This is a genomic window from Virgisporangium aurantiacum, from assembly GCF_016863635.1.
GTDB classification, from domain to species: domain Bacteria; phylum Actinomycetota; class Actinomycetes; order Mycobacteriales; family Micromonosporaceae; genus Virgisporangium; species Virgisporangium aurantiacum.
Genome location: NZ_BOPG01000083.1, coordinates 62,072 through 81,606 on the forward strand (window position 1 = coordinate 62,072; position 19,535 = coordinate 81,606).

General features: G+C 69.1%; 17 protein-coding genes. 5 read left to right on the forward strand and 12 right to left on the reverse strand.

Translation table 11 applies throughout. The features are described from left to right. Positions 1–20 precede the first annotated feature (20 nt). Genes Vau01_RS51540 through Vau01_RS51550 form a run of 3 tightly spaced genes read right to left on the reverse strand, consistent with a single transcriptional unit; the run spans position 21 to position 2,032 of the window. The gene (locus Vau01_RS51540) at positions 21–1,259 is read right to left on the reverse strand and encodes an RNA polymerase sigma factor (protein WP_204008718.1); all 1,239 of its coding nucleotides are present in this window, start codon (positions 1,257–1,259) and stop codon (positions 21–23) included. After that, positions 1,256–1,579 (reverse strand): YciI family protein, encoded by a 324-nt coding sequence (locus Vau01_RS51545; RefSeq protein ID WP_204008720.1) that lies wholly within the window; start codon positions 1,577–1,579, stop codon positions 1,256–1,258. Before Vau01_RS51545 ends, Vau01_RS51540 begins: the two co-directional genes overlap by 4 nt. A gap of 45 nt (positions 1,580–1,624) precedes the next feature. Beyond that, entirely contained in the window at positions 1,625–2,032 is a 408-nt protein-coding gene (locus tag Vau01_RS51550; protein WP_204008722.1) for a ribosomal maturation YjgA family protein, read from the reverse strand. Between the two features lie 91 nt (positions 2,033–2,123). Here Vau01_RS51550 and Vau01_RS51555 point away from each other — a divergent pair, with 91 nt between their 5' ends. Further along, positions 2,124–3,548 (forward strand): glycoside hydrolase family 43 protein, encoded by a 1,425-nt coding sequence (locus Vau01_RS51555; protein WP_204008724.1) that lies wholly within the window; start codon positions 2,124–2,126, stop codon positions 3,546–3,548. Between the two features lie 13 nt (positions 3,549–3,561). On the opposite strand, the gene Vau01_RS51560 is transcribed toward Vau01_RS51555, so the two are convergent. Together Vau01_RS51560 and Vau01_RS51565 are read right to left on the reverse strand one after the other, a co-directional pair. Beyond that, complete coding sequence (locus tag Vau01_RS51560) at positions 3,562–3,729, reverse strand: hypothetical protein (protein ID WP_204008726.1); 168 nt, start codon at positions 3,727–3,729, stop codon at positions 3,562–3,564. A gap of 86 nt (positions 3,730–3,815) precedes the next feature. Further along, positions 3,816–6,401, reverse strand: a complete 2,586-nt coding sequence (locus tag Vau01_RS51565; protein ID WP_204008728.1) for a hemopexin repeat-containing protein — start codon at positions 6,399–6,401, stop codon at positions 3,816–3,818. 478 nt (positions 6,402–6,879) lie between these two features. On the opposite strand from Vau01_RS51565, the gene Vau01_RS51570 reads away from it, so the two are divergent. Next, positions 6,880–7,914, forward strand: coding sequence for a helix-turn-helix domain-containing protein (locus tag Vau01_RS51570; protein WP_204008730.1), 1,035 nt, complete (start codon positions 6,880–6,882; stop codon positions 7,912–7,914). Positions 7,915–8,010: 96 nt separating this feature from the next. On the opposite strand, the gene Vau01_RS51575 is transcribed toward Vau01_RS51570, so the two are convergent. Continuing rightward, on the reverse strand, positions 8,011–10,077 hold the full coding sequence (locus Vau01_RS51575; RefSeq protein ID WP_204008732.1) for a cellulase family glycosylhydrolase: 2,067 nt from the start codon (positions 10,075–10,077) through the stop codon (positions 8,011–8,013). Between the two features lie 297 nt (positions 10,078–10,374). On the opposite strand from Vau01_RS51575, the gene Vau01_RS51580 reads away from it, so the two are divergent. The 3 genes from Vau01_RS51580 to Vau01_RS51590 all read left to right on the forward strand — a co-directional run bounded on the left by Vau01_RS51580 (position 10,375) and on the right by Vau01_RS51590 (position 12,352). Continuing rightward, positions 10,375–10,527 (forward strand): beta-xylosidase family glycoside hydrolase, encoded by a 153-nt coding sequence (locus Vau01_RS51580; protein WP_239152649.1) that lies wholly within the window; start codon positions 10,375–10,377, stop codon positions 10,525–10,527. Continuing rightward, positions 10,520–11,521, forward strand: a complete 1,002-nt coding sequence (locus tag Vau01_RS51585; protein ID WP_204008734.1) for a LacI family DNA-binding transcriptional regulator — start codon at positions 10,520–10,522, stop codon at positions 11,519–11,521. The genes Vau01_RS51580 and Vau01_RS51585 overlap by 8 nt, the downstream gene beginning before the upstream one ends. A gap of 66 nt (positions 11,522–11,587) precedes the next feature. Continuing rightward, positions 11,588–12,352: an AfsR/SARP family transcriptional regulator gene (locus Vau01_RS51590; protein WP_204008736.1), complete on the forward strand. Its 765-nt coding sequence runs from the start codon at positions 11,588–11,590 to the stop codon at positions 12,350–12,352. On the opposite strand, the gene Vau01_RS51595 is transcribed toward Vau01_RS51590, so the two are convergent. From Vau01_RS51595 to Vau01_RS51620, 6 genes are all read right to left on the reverse strand, one after another. Next, positions 12,303–15,113, reverse strand: coding sequence for an AfsR/SARP family transcriptional regulator (locus tag Vau01_RS51595; RefSeq protein WP_204008738.1), 2,811 nt, complete (start codon positions 15,111–15,113; stop codon positions 12,303–12,305). The genes Vau01_RS51590 and Vau01_RS51595 overlap by 50 nt on opposite strands. 174 nt (positions 15,114–15,287) lie before the next feature. Beyond that, positions 15,288–16,106, reverse strand: coding sequence for an HpcH/HpaI aldolase family protein (locus Vau01_RS51600; RefSeq protein ID WP_204008740.1), 819 nt, complete (start codon positions 16,104–16,106; stop codon positions 15,288–15,290). Beyond that, the gene (locus Vau01_RS51605) at positions 16,091–16,876 is read right to left on the reverse strand and encodes a fumarylacetoacetate hydrolase family protein (protein WP_204008747.1); all 786 of its coding nucleotides are present in this window, start codon (positions 16,874–16,876) and stop codon (positions 16,091–16,093) included. Before Vau01_RS51605 ends, Vau01_RS51600 begins: the two co-directional genes overlap by 16 nt. A gap of 28 nt (positions 16,877–16,904) precedes the next feature. Continuing rightward, complete coding sequence (locus Vau01_RS51610) at positions 16,905–17,594, reverse strand: GntR family transcriptional regulator (protein ID WP_204008749.1); 690 nt, start codon at positions 17,592–17,594, stop codon at positions 16,905–16,907. Further along, positions 17,576–18,268 carry an RraA family protein gene (locus tag Vau01_RS51615; RefSeq protein ID WP_204008751.1) on the reverse strand — a complete coding sequence of 231 codons (693 nt, stop codon included), beginning with the start codon at positions 18,266–18,268 and terminating at the stop codon, positions 17,576–17,578. Before Vau01_RS51615 ends, Vau01_RS51610 begins: the two co-directional genes overlap by 19 nt. Next, positions 18,261–19,526 (reverse strand): DUF3500 domain-containing protein, encoded by a 1,266-nt coding sequence (locus Vau01_RS51620; protein ID WP_204008753.1) that lies wholly within the window; start codon positions 19,524–19,526, stop codon positions 18,261–18,263. The genes Vau01_RS51615 and Vau01_RS51620 overlap by 8 nt, the downstream gene beginning before the upstream one ends. Positions 19,527–19,535 lie beyond the last annotated feature (9 nt).

The window sequence follows — 19,535 nt, forward strand, 5'->3', positions numbered from 1 at the left end:
ATTCATTCAGGAGGACGAATTTATCCCAGTTGGTCGCGACGGCGGGTCAGGTGGGCCCGCTCCGCCGTGTTGCCCGCCAGTTCGATGGCCCGGTCGTAGGCCGCCCGCGCGTCCCGGCCGCGGCCCAGCCGGCGCAGCAACTCGGCGCGGGTCGCGTGGTACGCGTGGTAGCCGGCCAGCGTGTCCGGAAGCCGGTCGACGATCGCCAGCGCCACCTCCGGCCCGTCGAGCTCGGCGACCGCGATGGCCCGGTTGAGCGCGACGACCGGCGACGGGTCGACGCGGACGAGTTGGTCGTAGAGCGCGACGACCTGTGCCCAGTCGGTGTCGCGCACGTCGCGGGCGGACGTGTGCACGGCGTTGATCGCCGCGAGGATCTGGTAGCGGCCTGGCGCCGCCTCGCCCGCGGCCACGGCGGCCAGGCGCTCGCGCACCATCCGGTGACCCTCGGCGATCAGCGCCGCGTCCCAGGCGCCCCGGTTCTGCTCGGAGAGGGCGACCAGTTCGCCGCTGGCCGAGACCCGGGCGGTGCGCCGCGCCTCGGTGAGGAGCATCAGAGCCAGCAGCCCGGCGACCTCGCCGTCGTGGGGCAGGAGGGTGCGGATCAGACGGGTGAGCCGGATCGCCTCGGCGGTGAGGTCGTGCCGGAGGGGATCGGTGTCGGGGCCGGTCGCCAGGTAGCCCTCGTTGAAGACGAGGAAGAGCACGGCGAGCACGCCGGACACCCGTCCCGGAAGATCTTCCGCGGCGGGCACCCGGTACGGGATGCGGTTCGCCTTGATCTTGGCCTTCGCGCGGGTGATCCGCTGGCCCATGGCGGTCTCCTGCACCAGGAACGCACGAGCGATCTCGGCGGCGGTGAGGCCGCCGACCATGCGCAGCGTCAGCGCCACCCGGCTCTCCGGCGCGAGCGCCGGGTGGCAGCAGGTGAAGATGAGCCGGAGCCGCTCGTCGTCGATGGCGCCGAGAGGCTCGGGCGGGTCGTCGTCGTACAAGATCTGAGCCTCCTTCTGCTTGTCGTCGCGCTTGCTCTCGCGCCGGATCCGGTCGATGGCCTTGCGGGTGGCGGTGGTGGTCAACCAGGCACCGGGGTTCGGGGGTATGCAGTCGGCCACCCACCGTTCGAAGGCGGTCGCGAACGCCTCGGCGGCCGCCTCCTCGGCGATGTCGAGGTCACCGAAGCGCTTGGTCAGGGTGGCGACCACCCGCGCCCACTCCTCGCGGTGGGCCCGGGTGACCGCCTCGGCGACATCACTCACAGAAATGGCCGGACCTCGACCTTGCGGTTGCACGCCTTCGAGCCGTCGGAGGCGAGCCTGAGCGCCGCGTCGAGGTCGGGTGCCTCGATGATCCAGAAGCCGATGAGGAACTCCTTCGACTCCAGGAAGGGCCCGTCGGTGATCAGCGTCTCCGCGCCCCGGTTGTCGACGGTGGTGGCCATGTCGGGCCCGCCGAGGCCGCCGGCGAAGACCCACTGCCCGTCGGCCTGGAGGCGCTCGTTGAACACGTCGATGGCGGCCTCTTCCTCCGGGGTCGCCAGGTTGGTGCTGTCGTGGATCACGGACAACAGGTACTGCATCGGATCATCTCCTCCGGTCGGGAACTTCACCCCTGCAACGAACGCCTAGGCCCCGATCCGACGACGTCCCCGGAAATTCTTCAAAAGAAGATGGAGGACGACGAGGGGAGCGATGCCCACGGGGTACCAGAGCAGGTCGACGGCGTCGAACTGGTGGCCGAGCACCAGCCGGAACACCAGGCTCCGCTCGGACAGGTCAGCCGGGATGCCGGTCAGCTGGAAGAACTCCGCCCCCCAGCACCAGGCCAGGGCGATCCCGCCGGCCGTCCACGGCGTGAGGCGCGGCCACAGGAACAGCGCGCCGACGTAGATCATCGAGGCGTACAGCGCGGTCCCGGAGTACTGCTCCAGGCGCCCGTTGCTGTACAGCGCACCCGCCGAGACTGCCCGTATCGCCAACGCCACGCCCAGAAACCCCGCCGCTGCGGCAAGCATGAGAAGCCGAACCCGCATCCCGGCAGCCTAACCGCCCGCGATCTTGGACTCCCAGAGGTGCCACGGCAGGGGTTGACATACGCCGATGTTAGCGATAACAATCCCGGGCATGGCCCGCCGCCTTGGTGTTATCGCCGCACTGGTCGCTCTCGTCGCGTCGTGGACGGTCGTGATGCCGAAAGCCGCACTCGCGCTCGACCCGTTCACCGGCTACCTGATGGCGCACTTCACCGGGGAGTCCTCGACCGGGCAGCAGATCTACCTCGCCCACAGCACCGACGGTCTCCACTGGACCGACCTCAACAACGGCTCGCCGGTGCTGCTGTCCACCGTCGGCACCCGGGGCGTGCGCGACCCCGCACTGGTGCGGTCGCTGGCCGGGGACCGGTACTGGATCGTCGCCACCGACCTGTGCATCGGCTGCGGGCAGGACTGGTCGACGGCCATCAACAACGGCAGCCGCAACCTCGTGGTCTGGGAGTCGACCAACCTCACCACGTGGTCGGCGCCGTGGCTGCTCAACGTCGCGGGCGCCATCCCGGACGGGCGCAACGCGTGGGCGCCGGAGGCGATCTGGAACCCGGCCACCAACGACTACGTCGTCTACTGGGCCACCAACGTGCCGAACAACGGCGCCACCAAGCACCGCGTCTACTACGGCCGCACCACCAACTTCCGGACCATCACCACGGCGCAGCCGTACATCACGCGGCCCGGCAGCCAGGAGATCATCGACACCCAGATCGTGGAGACGTCCGGGACCTACCGCTACGTGCGGGCGTCGGGGGACGGCCAGATCACCCTCGAAGGCAGCAACGCGATCCTCGGCACCTGGACCGCCCTGGGCAACCTGTCGGGCATCGGGCTGACCGGCGCGCAGGTCGAGGGTCCCATGTGGACGAAGTTCAACAACCGCAACGAATGGACGCTCTACCTCGACCAGTACTCGTCCGGCCGCGGCTACCTCCCGGTCCTCACGACGAACCCGTCGAGCCCGGCCGCATTCCGGTTGCCCGCGACGGGCTCCTACGCCATGGGCGGCACCCGCAAGCGGCACGGCACGATCCTCAACCTGACCGCCGCCGAGCAGACCCGCGTGCTGGCCCGCTGGGGCGGCACCACGCCGGTCAACCGGCTCCAGTCGTACAACTTCGCGGACCGGTACGTCCGGCACGTCAACTACGACGTCCGCATCGACCCGAACGTCAGCCCGGCGGCCGACGCGCAATGGCGCCTCGTGCCCGGCCTCAACGGCGCCAGCGGCACGGTGTCCGTCGAGTCGGTGAACTTCCCCGGGTACTACCTGCGGCACGTCAACTACGACTTCCAACTGGTGGCCAACGACGGCACCGCGACCTTCGCCGCGGACGCCACGTTCCGACGCGTCGCCGGGCTCGCCGACGCGTCGGCAAGCTCCTTCCAGTCCTACAACCACGCCGACCGGTACATCCGGCACAGCAACTACCTGCTGCGCCTCGACCCGATCACCGACGCGACGGGACGCAGCGACGCCACATTCCGCGTCGTCACGTGACACCGCTTTGTTGTCAACCGGTGCGCAGACCGATGCGGCGCAGCCAGGCCGCGACGGCCGGTTCGGCGTCCGCGACCTCCTCACGAATACCAGCGCGCTGCTTGAGGCCGCACGCTGGGCGTTTCGCCCGGGCTGCAAGTCGTACGCTCGCGGCATCGTCGGCCTCGAAGCCGGTCGTCACCGGACTCGTCCGTACGCGAGCAACATGCCGCAACGCGCCGACCGGCCTACACCAGGGTTGCCACCGGCTCGCGGGACGCGCCCGGCTCAGCGGACCCGGCCGGGTAGGCCGGGCCAGTTCGGGCCGATCGGAAACGGGTATCCTTCGTCGACCCGGTCGGTGGCGATGTCGTAGCGAACATACTTGTCGTCCCGGAAGAAGTACGCCTTGGCGTTGGGCCAAACTATCGCGGCGTCGATCCGGTCGAACCGTAGCCCGGGCCAGTTACCGGCGATGGGCAGGGGATAGCCGTCGTCGACCCGATCCGCGGCGATGTCGTAGCGCATGTACTCCGAACCCCGGAAGAAGTACACCTTGCCGTTGGGCCACACCACCGCGGCGTCGATCCGGTCGAACCACAGGCCGGGCCAGTTTCCGAAGATGAGCAGGGGATAGCCGGGATCGACCCGATCCGCGGCGATGTCGTAGCGCACATACTCCGAACCCCGGAAGAGGTACGCCTTGCCGCCCGGCCATACGACGGCCGCGTCCACCCGGTCATCCCACACGCCGGGCCAGTTCCCGGCGATGGGCAGCGGATAGCCGTCGTCGACCCGATCCGCGGCAAGGTCGTAGCGCATGTACTGCGAGCCCTTGAAGAAGTACGCCTTGCTGTTGGGCCAGAACACCGCGGCCTGGATGCCATCGTGCCAAAGGCGTGGCCAGTTCTCCGCGATCGCGAGCGGGTACACAGCGTGGATGCGGTCGGCCGCGATGTCGTAGCCCATGTACTGCCAACCCCGGAAGAAGTACGCCCTGCCGTTGGGCCACACCACCGCGCCGTGGATGGCATCTGTCCACAAGCGGGACCAGTTCCCGGCGATGGGCAGGGGATAGCCGTCGTCGACTCGATCCGCGGCGATGTCGTAGCGCATGTACTGCGTCCCTCGGAAGAAGTACGCCTTGTTGTTCGGCCACACCAGTACGGCGTCGATCCGGTCGGTCCACAACCCTGGCCAGTTCCCGAAGATGGGCAGCGGGTAGCCGGGATCGACCCGATCCGCGGCGATGTCGTAGCGCACATACTCCGAACCCCGGAAGAGGTACGCCTTGCCGCCCGGCCATACGACGGCCGCGTCCACCCGGTCATCCCACACGCCGGGCCAGTTCCCGGCGATGGGCAGCGGATAGCCGGGATCGACCCGATCCGTGGCGATGTCGTAGCGGTAGTACCGACCGGAGACGAACAGGTATGCCTTGCCGTTGGGCCAGACCATCGGCGCGGTCAGCATCCGCAGGGCGAGCGCCTCGACGAAGTACATGTAGTTGTCGGCGTTGCCGATGGCCAGTTCCGGGCTGTTGCGGGCGAGTTCTCGCGAATCGACCTGGCCGTAGGCGAAATCTTCGGTTCTGGCCGTGGCGTGGCTCCATTCGTGCACGAGCGTGCCGAATCTCGAATCCATGCCCGTCGGCGGCGCGTTGAAGAAACCGGCGCACAGCCACAGGGTGTCCGATCCGTGGTAGGTGTATGCCCACCAGTCGGGCGCGCAGTCGGTCTGGCTGAGGTCGTAGACGTGCTCGTCGTTCAGCCTCGTCCGGATTCTGGTGACGCGACTCTGCACGATCCCATAGCGGGATGCGTCTCCGGCTCCGAACCAGTCGGCATAGAGTGCGTTCTCCGCAGGCGTGCTCCACGTCGTCAGCGCTCTGATGGCGGCGTCCAACCAGACGATGAGGTTCTGGTGTGCGGCGTAGGTGTCGCGGAACATCTGCTCCACCGACGGGGGCAACGGCGGCGGGAAGCCGAACACCGCCTCGTCGCGGCGCCCGTTCGGACCGAGAGTGAGCCGAAGCGCGCCGGCGGGCGGTGGCTCGTGGCGCGCCCGCTCGCCGGCCGTGAGCCGGGGCTCCCCGTCGGGCAGGAGGTCGAAGCCAGTCGAGATCGGATCGAGGGAGAAGCCCTCATGCTCCTGCCGGGCACGCGCCGTGACAACCCGACCGGCATCTGCGACAGCGTCCCGGAACCGCGGCCGAAGAGTCACGGTGTACGACCCGTGCTCGTCGAAGGCGAACGACGTCGACAGATCGATGACCTCGACAATCGTCTGACCGGCAGCGATCGTGCGGTATGAATCGGGCGTGGGGTCGCCACGCTTCACCAGACGCCCGTCGTAGGGGATGATCCGGTCGCGGTGCCGGACCTCCACGAAGTCGAAGACCTCCCGGTCAAGGGGTGTATCCCAGACCAGGAGCGCATGGTCCCGGTCGCTCACGTTCTCAATCTCGAACCAGAGGAGGATCGGCTCACCGCGACGGTAGGCCGGCTCCATCCGGATCGAGCAACGGAAGTCGTCTCGCATCACAGTGCCCCCTTTCCGGGCGGACGTACCGGTTTCGGTAACGGCAGCGCTACCGGGGTGGTCGATGAGGAAGTCGAACGCCGGGCCGCTGGAGCCCTCGTCGCGCCCGGTGCCGCGCTTGGTGCGGACCGCGCCCTGATGGGGGATCGATCTCGGCGGCGACCTCGCTGCCGCGGCGGCGACGGAGAACCGGTGCTCGAGGTCCATGACCGGTGGCGGGTCGGCGTCGTCGCTGACGCGCCGCGCGGCCCGCAGGTTGAGCTCATGGCCGCCGGTCAGGACCAGGTGCAGATCGCACTGCGGAAACAGAACAAGATCGAGAAGGGGCGTCACGCTGCCTCGCCCTTCATCCTCAGCGGATGATGAAGTCTGTCAATGGACAGATTGCACCGAGCTGGGCTCGGAAGAAGTACCGGGGGTTGCGAGTCCGGTCGGAAGTGGCATCACGAAGATGTGTCTGCGTATGCACTGTGTCTTCACGTGCGGGACGGGGCCGTGGGTCGACATGAGAGTGACCCTGTAAGTGATCTCAGCGGGCGCGCGGCAGACCGGGTCTGGACAAGGCAGCAGAGACAACATCCAATCCTCCTCGTGGCTCTGGAGGCTCCAGGCAGCCGGAGTCTGTATCCGATCGCGCCGGCCTGCCTCGATGCCGCGCTCAAGTGTCAGCACGAGCACCTCGCGCGGTCGTTGGAGCGCAGTGCTCGACCATTGGATTCGGGCGCACACCGTTGCCCGTATCGGGCCGAGCGGTCTGTACGAATAGGACAGAAGGGGTGACACGGCGACAGCGGAGTGGTATGCACTGAGAGTGCCCACGGTCTGGCGCGCGGCCGACTTGGCGCCGTCGGAGCGGGCAGAGTCATTCGTCAGCTTCGTCGGCGACTCGGTCGTTTCCTATGGGAATCCCGCAGGCATGGTGCTGGAAGACCGTGACCAGGTCGGGATGGCGGACGCCGGCGCGTTGCGGATCTTGAGGATCAGCTGGACCGGGGGTAGGGCCGCACGAGGGGTGACGCAGCTTCGTCAGTCCGATCCGGAGTTGTGCAAGATCGACGTCCCGCTGTCCGGGCGATTCGCTGTCGAACAGGCCGATCAGCAAGCAGCCCTCGACGAGAACACGTTCACCTTCGTCGACACCGGCCAGCCACATCGCATCGCAGCGCAACGGCTCGATCTGGCCATCGTCATGTTCCCCCGGGCGCTGCTGCCGCTTCGTGACAAGGACATCAATTCGCTCGCCGGAATGACCTTCGACTCAACGCTGCCGGGTGCTGCGTTGATCACTAGCGTCGTCCGTGAGGTGGCCAGGAACCTGGACGCCTATGACGGGCAGCGAGGAGCGAGAATCGGCACCTCGGTCCTCGACCTGATCACGGCAACACTCGCGACACGAATAGACCGGGCCGCCGCGGTTGCGCCCGAATCGCGACGGAGCGCACTGGTGCTGCACATCCGCGCCTACATCGAAAGCAACCTCGGCGACCCCGACCTCGCACCACCGTTCATCGCGGCCCGACACCACATTTCCCCACGCCACCTGCACAAGCTCTTCCAGGACGAAGGAACCACCGTGGCCGGTCTGATCCGAGCCCGCCGCCTCGCCCGCTGCCGACAGGACCTGATCGACCCTGCCCATGCCGCGAAGCCCGTCAGTGCCATCGCGGCGCGTTGGGGATTGCGCGACGCCGGATACTTCAACCGGGTCTTCCAGGCGGAGTACGGCATGCCTCCAGGCGAGTACCGCCGAAGGGCGGCGATACTTCAGGCCGGTCCTGGCGTTCAGCACGACGGCACCGTCTTGTCACCAGACTCGGTCCGGCCAAGGCGACCGACGCCGCGTTGAATCTGCTGAAGATCCACCTGCGGGACGCGCCCACCTCACCGCGTGTTGCCGCGGATGAGGTCCGCCGCGCGTTCGGCTACCGCGATCGTCGCGGCGTTAGGTGGTGGTGCCGGTGACCGTGGTGCCGGACTTCGTGACGTGGCAGGTCGCCTGCGCGCCGCTCCAGAAGTGGAACGTGAGGGTCACGCGGGCGCCGTCGGTGACCTCCGCGAAGAACTCCGGCTTGAGGATCAGGGTGCCGGCGGTGTAGTCGGGCTGGACGTGGGTCCAGAACTCCTTGTAGGTGGTCCAGTTGAGCGGACCCGCAGGAGTGCCGTCGGCGTACTTCGCCTCCATGGTGGCCAGGATGTCGCCGCGGAACTGGGTGGGAACCGCGAACGCGCTCGTCGTCCCGTTGGCATTGGCCACGATGGGGGTGTCGTAGCTGATGACGCTGATCTGCCACGGCGCACCCTGGGAGAAGCGCGCCTCGACAGCGGCCTTCACGCCGTACGACCGGTCACCGAGTAGCCGGGTCAGTGCGCTCGCGGTGAGGGTGAGCGTGGATCCGGACACGGTGTAGTCGGTTCCGTCGACCAGGTTCGTGTTCCCGTGCCGTAGACCCTGGAACGACGCGCCGTTGAGGTTCAGGGTCAATGACCTGTTGGTGACGGCGGTGCTGCGAGCCACGAACACCTGGTCAGACGAGGCGGTGGCCGACCGGGTGGTCCAACTGGCCTTCATGAGGTCGAACAGGCCCTGGTCGCGCCACTGCAGGGTTTGACGGTTGAGGAACTGTCCCGCGTCCCACAGCATCGTGGTGACGTTACGGATGCGCGCCTGGTACCCGACCGCTTCGAAGAACTTCAGGAGTTCGCCGCGGTTCTGCACACCGGGCCGGTTGTGGTCGTAATTCAGCACCGCCCACTCGCCCATGATGACCGGGATGCGTCGGGCGACGAACGTGTTGTACACCCGGTCGAACGTGCCGATGAGATCTTGTTCGACTTCGGCGTTGTAGCGGGTGAAGCCGGAGTTGTTGACACTGAACGGCCAGAATCCGTAGAAGTGGATGGTGGCGGCGAGGTTGCGGTCGTTCAGCCCGTTGATGGTCGCTAGCAGCGCGTCGAGCTTGGGCTGGTCGGCGTTGGTGAACAGGGTCGGCAGCACGAGCACGCGGGTGGCGTTGTTTCCGCCGGTGCGGCGTACGAGGTTGACGAAGTCGACGTTGAGTTCGTGCAGCAGTGGGTAGCTCTGGTCGTCGGTGCTGTTGGCGAACTGCGGTTCGTTGATGTTCTCGAACGTCAGCCGCTGCGGGTGGTCGCGGAACGTTGTCGAGATCTGCGTCCACAGCGCGCGGTATCTCGCGAGGACATTGGCCTTGTCGCTCGGATAGGTGTTGATCCATTGCCAGGAGTCGTGGTGGAGGTTGAGCAGCACGTACAGGTCCTCGGCCAGGGCCCAGTCGACCACCTGGCGCACGCGTGCCAGCCAGGCGGCGTCGATGGTGTAGTCCGGTGCGGGGCCGTGGTGGTTGGTCCAGGTGACCGGGAGCCGGACGCTGCGGTATCCCTGTGACCGGTAGTGGCGCAGCAGCTCCCGGGTGATGAGCGGGTTGCCCCACGACGTCTCGTCGGGGATGGCGTCGAGGGTGTTGCCGATGTTCGTTCCGGGCTGCATCGCCGCGACGGTGGCCATCGCGTCACCCGGCTGCGGCGGCGTCGACGACGAGGACGACGGGGAGGGCTGGCCCACGTTGCCGGTGCAGGTCACACCGTTGAGGTCGAACGACGTCGGTGCGGCGTTGCTGCCGGCCCACGAACCGTTGAACCCGAACGAGACGCTTCCGTTCGTGGGGATGGCCGGGTTGTAGCTGGCATTCGTGGCCGTGGTGCGCCCGCCGGAGGTGCTGACGCTCGCGTTCCACGCCTGGGTCACCTGCTGGCCCGACGGGAAGGTCCATGCCAACCGCCAGCCGTTGACCGGGTCGCCGAGGTTGGTGACGGCGACGTTGGCGGTGAACCCGCCCTGCCACTGCGACGCGACCGTGTACGCGACCCGGCATCCCGCGGCCGCCGCGCCGGCGTTGACCGCCATCATCACGCCGCCGAGCAGGAGTACCGCGACGGCGGCGGCAATGACGCCGACCCGTCTGCGTGACGTTCGTAGTCTGCGCACACTCATCAGGACACTCCTCGGGGACGGCGGGAGGGGTGGGACCCCTGGCGTGGTGAGCTGTGGGAGGAGCGGCACCGGAGCGCTCGGCCACGGGGAAGTTTCTAGAAACTGGAGCCGAAAGTTTCTGACCCGGAACCGTACGCTTTACCTCGACGACCGTCAATGCGTTGACCGACCGTGCAACGATCCTTAGGCTGTGTGCAGCCGGTCAGGAAAGTTTCTCACCAAATCGGACAGCAGCTTGCGGACTGACATCGCCAACCCGGTGATCCCCGATCCCATCCGGATCCCAGCATCTGCCGGGTGGGGGAGGACTACTACCTCGCCACCCTCGACGGCCGGTACCTGTCGACCGAGGTTGCCGGCGGCTTCACCGGCCGAGTCATCGGCGTGTACGCCACGGCCGGCACCGTCCACGTCGACTGGTTCGACTACGAGGGAGCACGGAGTGACTGACGACGAATCGGTCCGGCCGGTCACCATCGCCTACATCGCCGAGTCCGCCGGCGTATCGGTCCCCACCGTGTCCAAGGTTCTCAACGGACACTCCGGGGTGTCGTCGGACACCCGCGCCCGCGTCGAGGCCCTCATCCACCAGACCGGCTACCGCAAGCCCCGGCCCGTCCTGGGCCGGCGGATGGTCGAACTCGTCTTCGACGAGCTGGAACACATGTGGGGTCTGGAGATCATCCGCGGCGTCGAGCGGGTCGCCCGGGAACACCGCGTCGGCGTCGTGCTCACCGAGTTCGGTCCCCAACGCAGCGCCATCCGCTACTGGATCGACGACACCGTCGCCCGGCGCCCGTCCTGCGTGGTCACCGTGGCCCAACTGTCCGAGGAACAGCGGGAACAGTTGCGGGCCAAGGGAATCCCCTTCGTCGTCCTTGATCCGGTCAACGAGCCACCGGCCGAGAGCCCATTCGTCGGCGCCACCAACTGGACCGGTGGCCGCACCGCCGCCCGTCACCTGCTCGACCTCGGACACCGGCGCATCGCCACGATCGCCGGTCCCGAAGGCTTTCTCTGTTTCCAGGCCAGACTCGACGCCTACCGGTCGGCCATGGAGTCCGCCGGACCCGCCGTGGTGGTGCGCACCGCCGTGACCGTGGACGCCGGCCACGCGGCGGCGCTGGACCTGCTGAGCCGCCCTGACCGCCCGACGGCCATCGTCACCGGCAACGACCTGCAGGCCCTGGGCGTCTACCGCGCGGCCCGGGAGCTGGGCCTGCGGATCCCGACCGACGTCAGCGTGGTCGGATTCGACGACCTGCCCCTCGCCACCGTCGTCGACCCGCAGCTGACCACAGTGCGCCAACCGCTCACCGAGATGGCCGCGGCGGCCACCGAACTGGCGCTGGCCCTGGCCCGCGGCGAACGGGCCCCGCAGACGGGACTCGAATTGGCCACCAGGCTCGTCGTCCGGCAGAGCACCGCACCGCCCCGGAGATGACCCGGGCGGTCGCCATTAACAACTTGTTAGGAAGCTCCCTCAGGTGGGCCTGTGAGGCTCCGGGTCATGAGGATCAACCTGCTCGGAACCGTCGAACTGCTCGACGACCGGACGTCGGTGCCGATCGGGTCGCGTAAGCGGAGACTGCTCCTCGCGGCGCTCGCCCGACGTGTCTGCACCTCGGTCAGCGTGGTCGATCTCGTCGACGTCATCTGGGGCCAGTCGCCGCCACGGTCAGCGGCCTGCAATCTCCGCACGTACCTGTTCGACCTGCGACGGGTGCTCGGCGCCCGGTCCATCGTGCGCACCGGCTCGGGCTACCGCCTCCAGTTCGACACCGCCGACATCGACCTGAACGCGTTCGACCGGGCGGCCGGTCGGGGCGATACAGCGCTCAGCGCCGGAAATCCCCGGCTGGCCCGGCGAGAGCTGGCGCGGGCGTTGAAACTGTGGCGGGGCGACCCGTTCGCCGACCTCGGCGAGGTGGCCGCGTTCACCGGTGACGTACAACGGCTACGGGAGCGACGCCTCCGCGTCCTCGAGCAACGCATCGAAGCCGACCTTCAACTGGGTGCCGCGGCCGACGTCGTGGCCGAGCTGACGGAGCTGGTCGCCGAACACCCGTACCACGAACGCTTCCGCGGCCAGCTCATGCTGGCGCTGTACCGGAGCGGACGGCAGGCCAACGCGCTGGAGGTCTTCCGGGCGGCGCGCGCCACGCTGCACGACGAGCTCGGAATCGAACCCGGCAGTGAACTGCAGGCGACGCACCGGTCCGTGCTCAACCAGGACCATCGCATCGGGTGGTCGACGCCATTGTGCCGGCTGTGACCGTGTCGAGCCGTCGGCTGATCTCGGCTGCTTCAACGAGCCGGTGATATAGGCGGTAGAGGTCGAGCGCCTGCCCCCAGCAGGTTCGGGCTTCCTCGGTCCGGTCGAGCGCCAGCAGCGCCTCGCCGAGTCCTTCGAGGCTCTGCGCCTCGAAGAGGTCGTGGCCGACGCTGCGGTACAGGTCGACCGCCTGCCGGTAGAGGCCGGTCGCCGCCTCGTACCGACCCGTTGCTTGTTCCAGCCGGGCGAGGTTGTCGATCATGGTAGCTCGGCTGTAGGCGTCGTCCGGCCGGGCCAGGGCCAGCGCGGACTGCAGGTGTTCTCGGGCCTCCTCGTACCGGCCCAGTCGGGTCAGGTGACCGCCGAGGTCGTTGAGCAGGTCCGCGCGTCGTGGCGACGACTCGTCCGGTCCGAACAGCTCAATGGCCCGTCGGGTGTGCTCTGCGGCCGCGGCGGCATCGCCGTGCTCGCCGAGTACGTACTGGAGCACACGATGCGTACGGGCCTGCGCCGGCACGTCGCCGGCGTACTCCGCGGCGGCCAGGGCCCGTTGGATGTGTTCGATCGCCAGGTCATGCTGACCAGCCCAGGCAAGAGCGACGCCCAACAGGCGCTGTGCGGTCATGTGAGCCGGTCTGTGGCCGGCGATCCGGGCCGCTTCCAGCGCGGCCCGCCACATCGCCACCTCGTCTTCTGCGGTGCCCCGGCGTTTATGTAGTGGAACCGTGTCGGCCGCGAGCCGCCACACGGCCGGATGCCACCCCTCGGCGGCGGCAAGCTGCTGAGCTGCGATGAGATTGGTCTGCTCCGCCACGAGCCAGGTCAGCGCGGCCTTCTCGTCGGTGAAGGCCGGCGCGACGGCCAGGTCGGGCGGATCGAAGCCCGGCACCAACCTGTTCGGGACGATCTGGTGACCGGCCGCATACGCCGCGGCGACGAAGAAGCCGACCCATCTCCGTAACGCCTCTCGGCGTTCCGGGCCCGTGAGCCGACGGTCGGCCTGCTCCGTGGCGTACAGGTGGATCAGGTCGTGCATCTGCCACCTGCCGGCGGTGTGTTGCTTGAGCAGAGACTGCCGCTCCAGCGATCGCAACAGTGCGGCCAGCCGGGGCACCGGAAAGTCGGCCAGCGCGGCGCTCGCGGCCAGGCCGAAGTCCGCCGCCGGAACAAGGCTGAGCAGGGCGAGCAGACGGGCCTCGGCGTCGCTCAAGGCGTCGTACGACGAGGACAGGACGGCGCGCAGACCCGTTCCCTCGTCGAGGGTGGTCAGTCGGGTGGTGGTGTCGGCCAGTTCTGTTGCGACGACGGCCAACGCCAGCCGGGGGTTGATCTCGGCGCGGGCGGCGGCGATCGCCACCGCGAGCGGCAACCCGCCGCACGCGGACACCATGCCGTCGGCGGCGGCGGGCTCGGCCGTCACACGGTCGGGACCGATCCGGACGGCCAGCAGCCGACGGGACTGCGCGTCGGTGAGGACGTCGAGCGGCAGCACCCGGGCACCGTGCCCGGTGACCAACCCGGTCAACGTGTGCCGGCTGGTGACCACGACGACACAGCTACCCGAGCCGGGCAGCAGGGCGGTGACCTGTTCGGTGTCGCGGGCGTTGTCGAGCACGACGAGCATCCGCCGGTCATTGGTCAGGCTCCGGTACAGGCCGGTACGGGCGTCGGCGTCGGCCGGGATCGACGCGGCCGGAATCCCGAGCGCGTCGAGGAATCCGCGCATCGCCGTCTGCGGTGTCACCGGCTGACCGGACGGGTCGAACCCGCGCAGATTGACGAAGAGTTGCCCGTCCGGGAAGCGCGCACGGTTGCGATGCGCCCAGTGCAAGGCCAGGGACGTCTTGCCGATGCCGCCCGGTCCCGTGACGACGGAGATGGCGACCGCCCCTCTCTCCGCCGCCGCCGTCATCTCCAGCGCAGCCAGTTCCTCCTGCCGGCCCACGAAAACCGGTAGGTCCGCCGGGAGCTGCATGGGTACCGGACGGTCGAGACGGCCTGTGCCGACAGCCGCCGTCACCGGCTCACCGCGCAGGACCGTCCGGTGCAGTTCCCGCAGCTCAAGGCCGGGATCCGTACCCAACTCCTCGGACAGGCGCCGACGCACCGCCTCGTAGTGCACCAAGGCTTCGGCCGAGCGCCCCGCCGCGTGCAGGGCGCGGACGAGCATCGCCGCGACCGGCTCGGCGAGGGGGTACTCGCCGGCGACCTCGGTCAGCCGGGTGACGACCGGGCCCGGCACTCCGCTGCGCAGGACGGCATCTGCCCAGTCCACGACCGACTGAAGGTATTGCTGGCGCAGTGCCTCACGGGTGCGGGCCGCCCACTCTCCGGACAGACCGGCGAGCGGCTCGCCGCGCCACAGTTCCAACGCCTCACCCAGCACCCGACCCCGGTCGGCGTCGGTGCGGTCCGGCTCCCGCGACCGGTTCAACAGCTGATGCCAGCGACCCGTGTCGACGTGGTCGGGTGCGAGGTCGAGCACGTAGCCGCCGGAGCGGCGGCGCAGCACGTCGTCGGCCTGAGCGGGATCGGCCTGCCGCAGCATGCGTCGGATGTGGGCGACCTGCACGTGCAACGTCCGGCGGGCACCGTCCGGAGCCGTGTCCCAGACGCGGTCGATGAGCGTCTCGACGGTCACCGGTCGCCCTGGATGTGCCGCCAAAGCGGCCAGGACGAGCCGCCGCTGCGGTGGCCCCGCGTCGATCGTCCGGCCATCGACGTCGATCTCGACCGGCCCCAGCAGTCGCACCCCGATCATCGCAATGCATACCTCCCGATCCCGGCCACGACCATATCCATCGTCAGCAATGCTCAGCGCGGTCCGGCGGCACGGAGACGGGGCCGATCTGCTGAGGAGTGACGCTGTGGACTTCGCGTTCAACACGAGTTCGGCGTCATCGAGCATCACGACTTGACGATGCCCCGGGGCCGGTCACGTCTCCAGGATCGCGGGGCCGGCCGCACCGGCGGCGTCCGGGGTGTCGAGGTAGCGGGCCGCGAGGGCATCGGAGCCCTGCGCCAGCAGGGTGACGTCGGCACCGACGAGCATGAAGGACGCCCCGGCTTCCAGATACACGTCGGCCACCGTGGGGTCGAACGCGTTCACCCCGACGGCGACACCGGCCGCCCGCGCTGTCGCAACGACGCTCAGCGCGGCCGCGACCACCTCCGGGTGGGCCTGTTCGCCGGGCCTGCCCAGGGAGGCGGCCAAGTCGGAGGGCCCGACCAGAACGCCGTCGACGCCGTCGACGGCCGCGATCTCGGCGGACGCCGCCACGCCGGCCGCGGTCTCGATCTGCACTATCAGCGACACGTGCTCGTGGGCGTCGGTCGGATAGCCCTCGACCCGGTTCCAGCGGGCCGAGCGGGCGAGCGCCGAGCCGATCCCCCGGCCGCCGCGCGGGGGGTAGTGCGCGGCGGCGACGGCGGCCTGCGCCTCGGCGGCAGAGGAGATCATCGGGACGATCAGGGTCTGGGCGCCGAGGTCGAGCACCTGCTTGATGACGACGGCGTCGGTGCTCGGCACGCGGACCACGGCCGCGACCGGATAGGCGGACACGGCCTGCAGTTGGGCAAGCACCGACGGGAGGCTGTTCGGGCCGTGTTCCATGTCGATGAGGATCCAGTCGAGCCCGCTGCCGGCGCAGATCTCCGCCACGACCGGGCTGCCCGAGCACACCCATATCCCGAACAGGGGACGGGTGGCCGTGGCCAGGGCGGCGCGGATCGGCGGGTTCAGACGAAGCGGCATGAGATCGTCCCCATCGAGCCGTAGTCGCACAGCACGGTGTCGCCGCGTGAGACCCACACCGGACGGGTGAACGAGCCCGCCAGAATGATCTCACCCGCCTCCAGGCGGGCGCCGTGCTGGTGGAATTTGTTCGCCAGCCACGCTACGCCCGTCGCCGGATGGTTGAGGATCCCGCCGGAGACACCGGTCTCCTCGATGGACTCGTTGCGGTACAGCATCGCCGGGATCCAGCGCAGGTCGACCTCGTCGGGCCGGCGCGGCGTGCCGCCCAGGATCATGCCGCCGTAGGCGGCGTTGTCGGCGATCGTGTCGACGATCGTGCGGCCCTCGAGTTCGATGCGGGAGTTCAGTATCTCCAGCGCGGGCGTGACGTACTCCGTGGCCCGCAGCACGTCGATGAGCGTGCAGTTCGGACCGGCGAGCGGCGCCGACAGCACGAACGCGATCTCGACCTCGACGCGCACGTTGGAGAACGCGTCGAACGGGATCAGGGCGCCGTTCTCCCACACGGTGTCGTTGAAGATGACCCCGTAGTCGGGCTCGGAGATACCGGTGGCCGCCTGCATGGCTTTCGAGGTGAGGCCGATCTTGCGACCCACCAGCCGGCGCCCGGCGGACAGGTTCCGGTCGCGCCACACGCCCTGGATCGCGTACGAGTCCTCGACGGTGGCGTCCGGGTAGCGGGCCGTGATCCGCGGGATCAGGTTGCGCGCGCGACCGGCGCCGGCAAGCTCCTCCGCGATCGCCGTTATCGTCTCGGCGGGCAGCATCGATTCTCCTCAGTCGCTTGCGAGCCCGTCACAGCGCCGGGGTCTCGTCCGGGTGCTCGTGCGTCAGGAACGCGGCGAGCGTGCCCTTGCGGTGACGCCGCACGGCGTCCTCGATCGTCGTGACCGGTGCGCCGTTCTCGATCAGCGTCACGATCTCCTCGTGTTCACGGACCGACTCCCGCGCCCGTTCCGGGACGAACTCGAAGATCGAGTACCGCATGTGGTTCAGGCGCGTCCACTCGGCGTCGACCATCTCGATCAGGCGTGGGTTGCCGCACTTCGAGTAGAGGATCGCGTGGAACTCCTGGTTCAGGACGCTGAACGTGCGCGGTTCGAAGCGGTCCAGGCTCGCGACCATGACGTCGTTCACGGCCCGGGCGCGTCGCAGGTCGTCGGCGGTGAGTCGGGGCGCGGCGAGCGCCGTGGCCGCACTCTCCACGATCGTGATGACCTGCATCGTGTACCGGTACTGGGTGTCGTCGACCATCGAGACCCGTGCGCCGACGTTGCGCTCGAACGTCACCAGCCCCTCGGCCTCCAGCTGCCGGATCGCCTCCCGCACCGGCACGACGCTCATGTCGAGCTCCTTGGCGATGGCCGGCAGTACGAGCCGGTACCCGGGGGTGAACTGGGAGCTCGTGATCTGGCCCTTGATCCACGCGTAGGCCCGCTGGGACTTGCTGACCGTCTGAACGCTCTTCACCGCTTCTGGCGCCATGACTCGTACCTCGCCCTCCACTCGGCGTTCATCGGGAACAGGTCCCGGACCGGGTTGCCCGCCGCCACCTGCTCGGCGATCCATGCGTCCTCGTCCTCCTGGGCGAGGGCCGCGTCGACGACCTCCTCAGCCAGCCGGGGAGGGAGGACGATCACCCCGTCGGAGTCACCGACGATGATGTCACCCGGTTGCACGGTCGTGCCTCCGCAGGCGATGGTGATGCCGCTGTCCCAGGGGACGTGCCGCCGGCCGAGCACCGCCGGATGGGCGCCTCCGGTGAAGACCGGGATACCCACGGCGGCGACCGCGTCGGCGTCGCGCACGGCGCCGTCCGTGACGATCCCGGCCGCGCCGCGCGCGTGCGCGCGGATCGCGAGGATGTCGCCGAGCGTCGCCGCGGTCGTGTCGCCCCGGGCCTCGATCACGATGACCTCGCCCGCTTCGACCGTGTCGAACGTGCGCTTCTGCACGTTGTAGCCGGCGCCGTGCGCGTCGAACAGGTCTTCGCGGTTCGGCACGAACCGCAACGTCCGGGCCGGGCCGACGAGTTTCGTGCTGGGCACCAGCGGCCGCACGCCGTCGACGGTGACGTTGTTCAGCCCCCGCTTGCGGAGCTGGGCGGACAGCCCGGCCACGGGTGCGGCCCGGAGCTTGGCGAGCAGATCTTCAGGCATGGGTGTCCTGTTCGAGGTACGCGCGGCCGTAGTCGTTGCCGTTCGGCAGGCGCAGGATCGTGTGCACGTGGAAACGCGCCGGGAGCCGGTTGGTCAGCCACACCCCGGCATGGTGGTCGAGTTCGGCCAGGACCACCGGGCTCTGGATCCGGAGGTAGAACGGCTGGGACCCGTCGGTCGCGCCGTACCAGCAGAACCACGTCTCGTCGACGTGCGCGTCGTAGTCGGCCATCGTCGCGTCCCGGTGCGGTTGTCGCAGCAGCAGGTGGAAGTCCTCGACGATGCCACGGAGCAGCCCTCGCTGCACATCGGTGAGCCCCGTCGCGCGGATGCCCTCGTACGGGATCACGCGGTTGTCGCGGAACGCGCCGGCCAGGTGCCGCTCGTCGGCGGGGTGCAGCCGGTCGGCCGGCATCGCCGGGTCGAGCACGGAATGGTAGACGACGGCGTCGGCGCGCTGCTCCTCCGTCAGCGAGGCGGCGAGTTCGAGGGCGCGGGCCTCCCGGGCCGCGAACAGCGGTGGACGCCCGTCCGACAGCGCCGGCTCGCCGCCGATGAACACCGGCGCGATCACGTGCCGGCCACCGACGGAGACGAAGTTGACGGCCACGTGATGCCCGAACAGCTGCCACCCCCACGGCCCGTCGGGCGACGGCGTGCCGAAGAGGGAGACCCAGTAGCTGCGGTCGTTCATCACCGTGGGCAGCCCGACCAGCTCACCGAGGTACCCGTTCAGCGACATCGCCCCGCTGACGAGCGTCCACCCCGCTGGGCTCAGCGACGCCCGCACGACGGCGAGGATCGCGTCGGCCACGTCCGGTTCGAGGTCCTCCAGGCGCAACCCGACCCGGTGGACGACGAACTCCGGGTTGCTCCACGCCCGCCACTCGGGCGCGTCGACCGGGTAGGTGAACCGGTCGCGCTCCGCCGCGGTCAGGAGGTCGAGCGCCGCACGAGCCGCCTCGACCGGCGCCGGGTCGGCCTCGGCCGGACGCAGCGGGTAGAGGCCGCGCCGCGCCACCCCGTCGGACGTGACGCCGACGAACGGCTCCTCGTACAACCCCTTCCAGTACGCCAGCAGGTCCTGCACGAACGGCGCCGAGACGCGGTCGCGCCCGAACTCCTCGTAGGTCATCCCCCGGTACCGGGCGACCTTCGGGTCGTCGGGTTCGAAGAGATACCCGAGGTAGCTGTCCTCCGGGAGGTCGACCGCCGCCTCCCGGCCGCTGGTGCGGTCGGTATGGAGGAACTCGTCCACGTGTGTCCC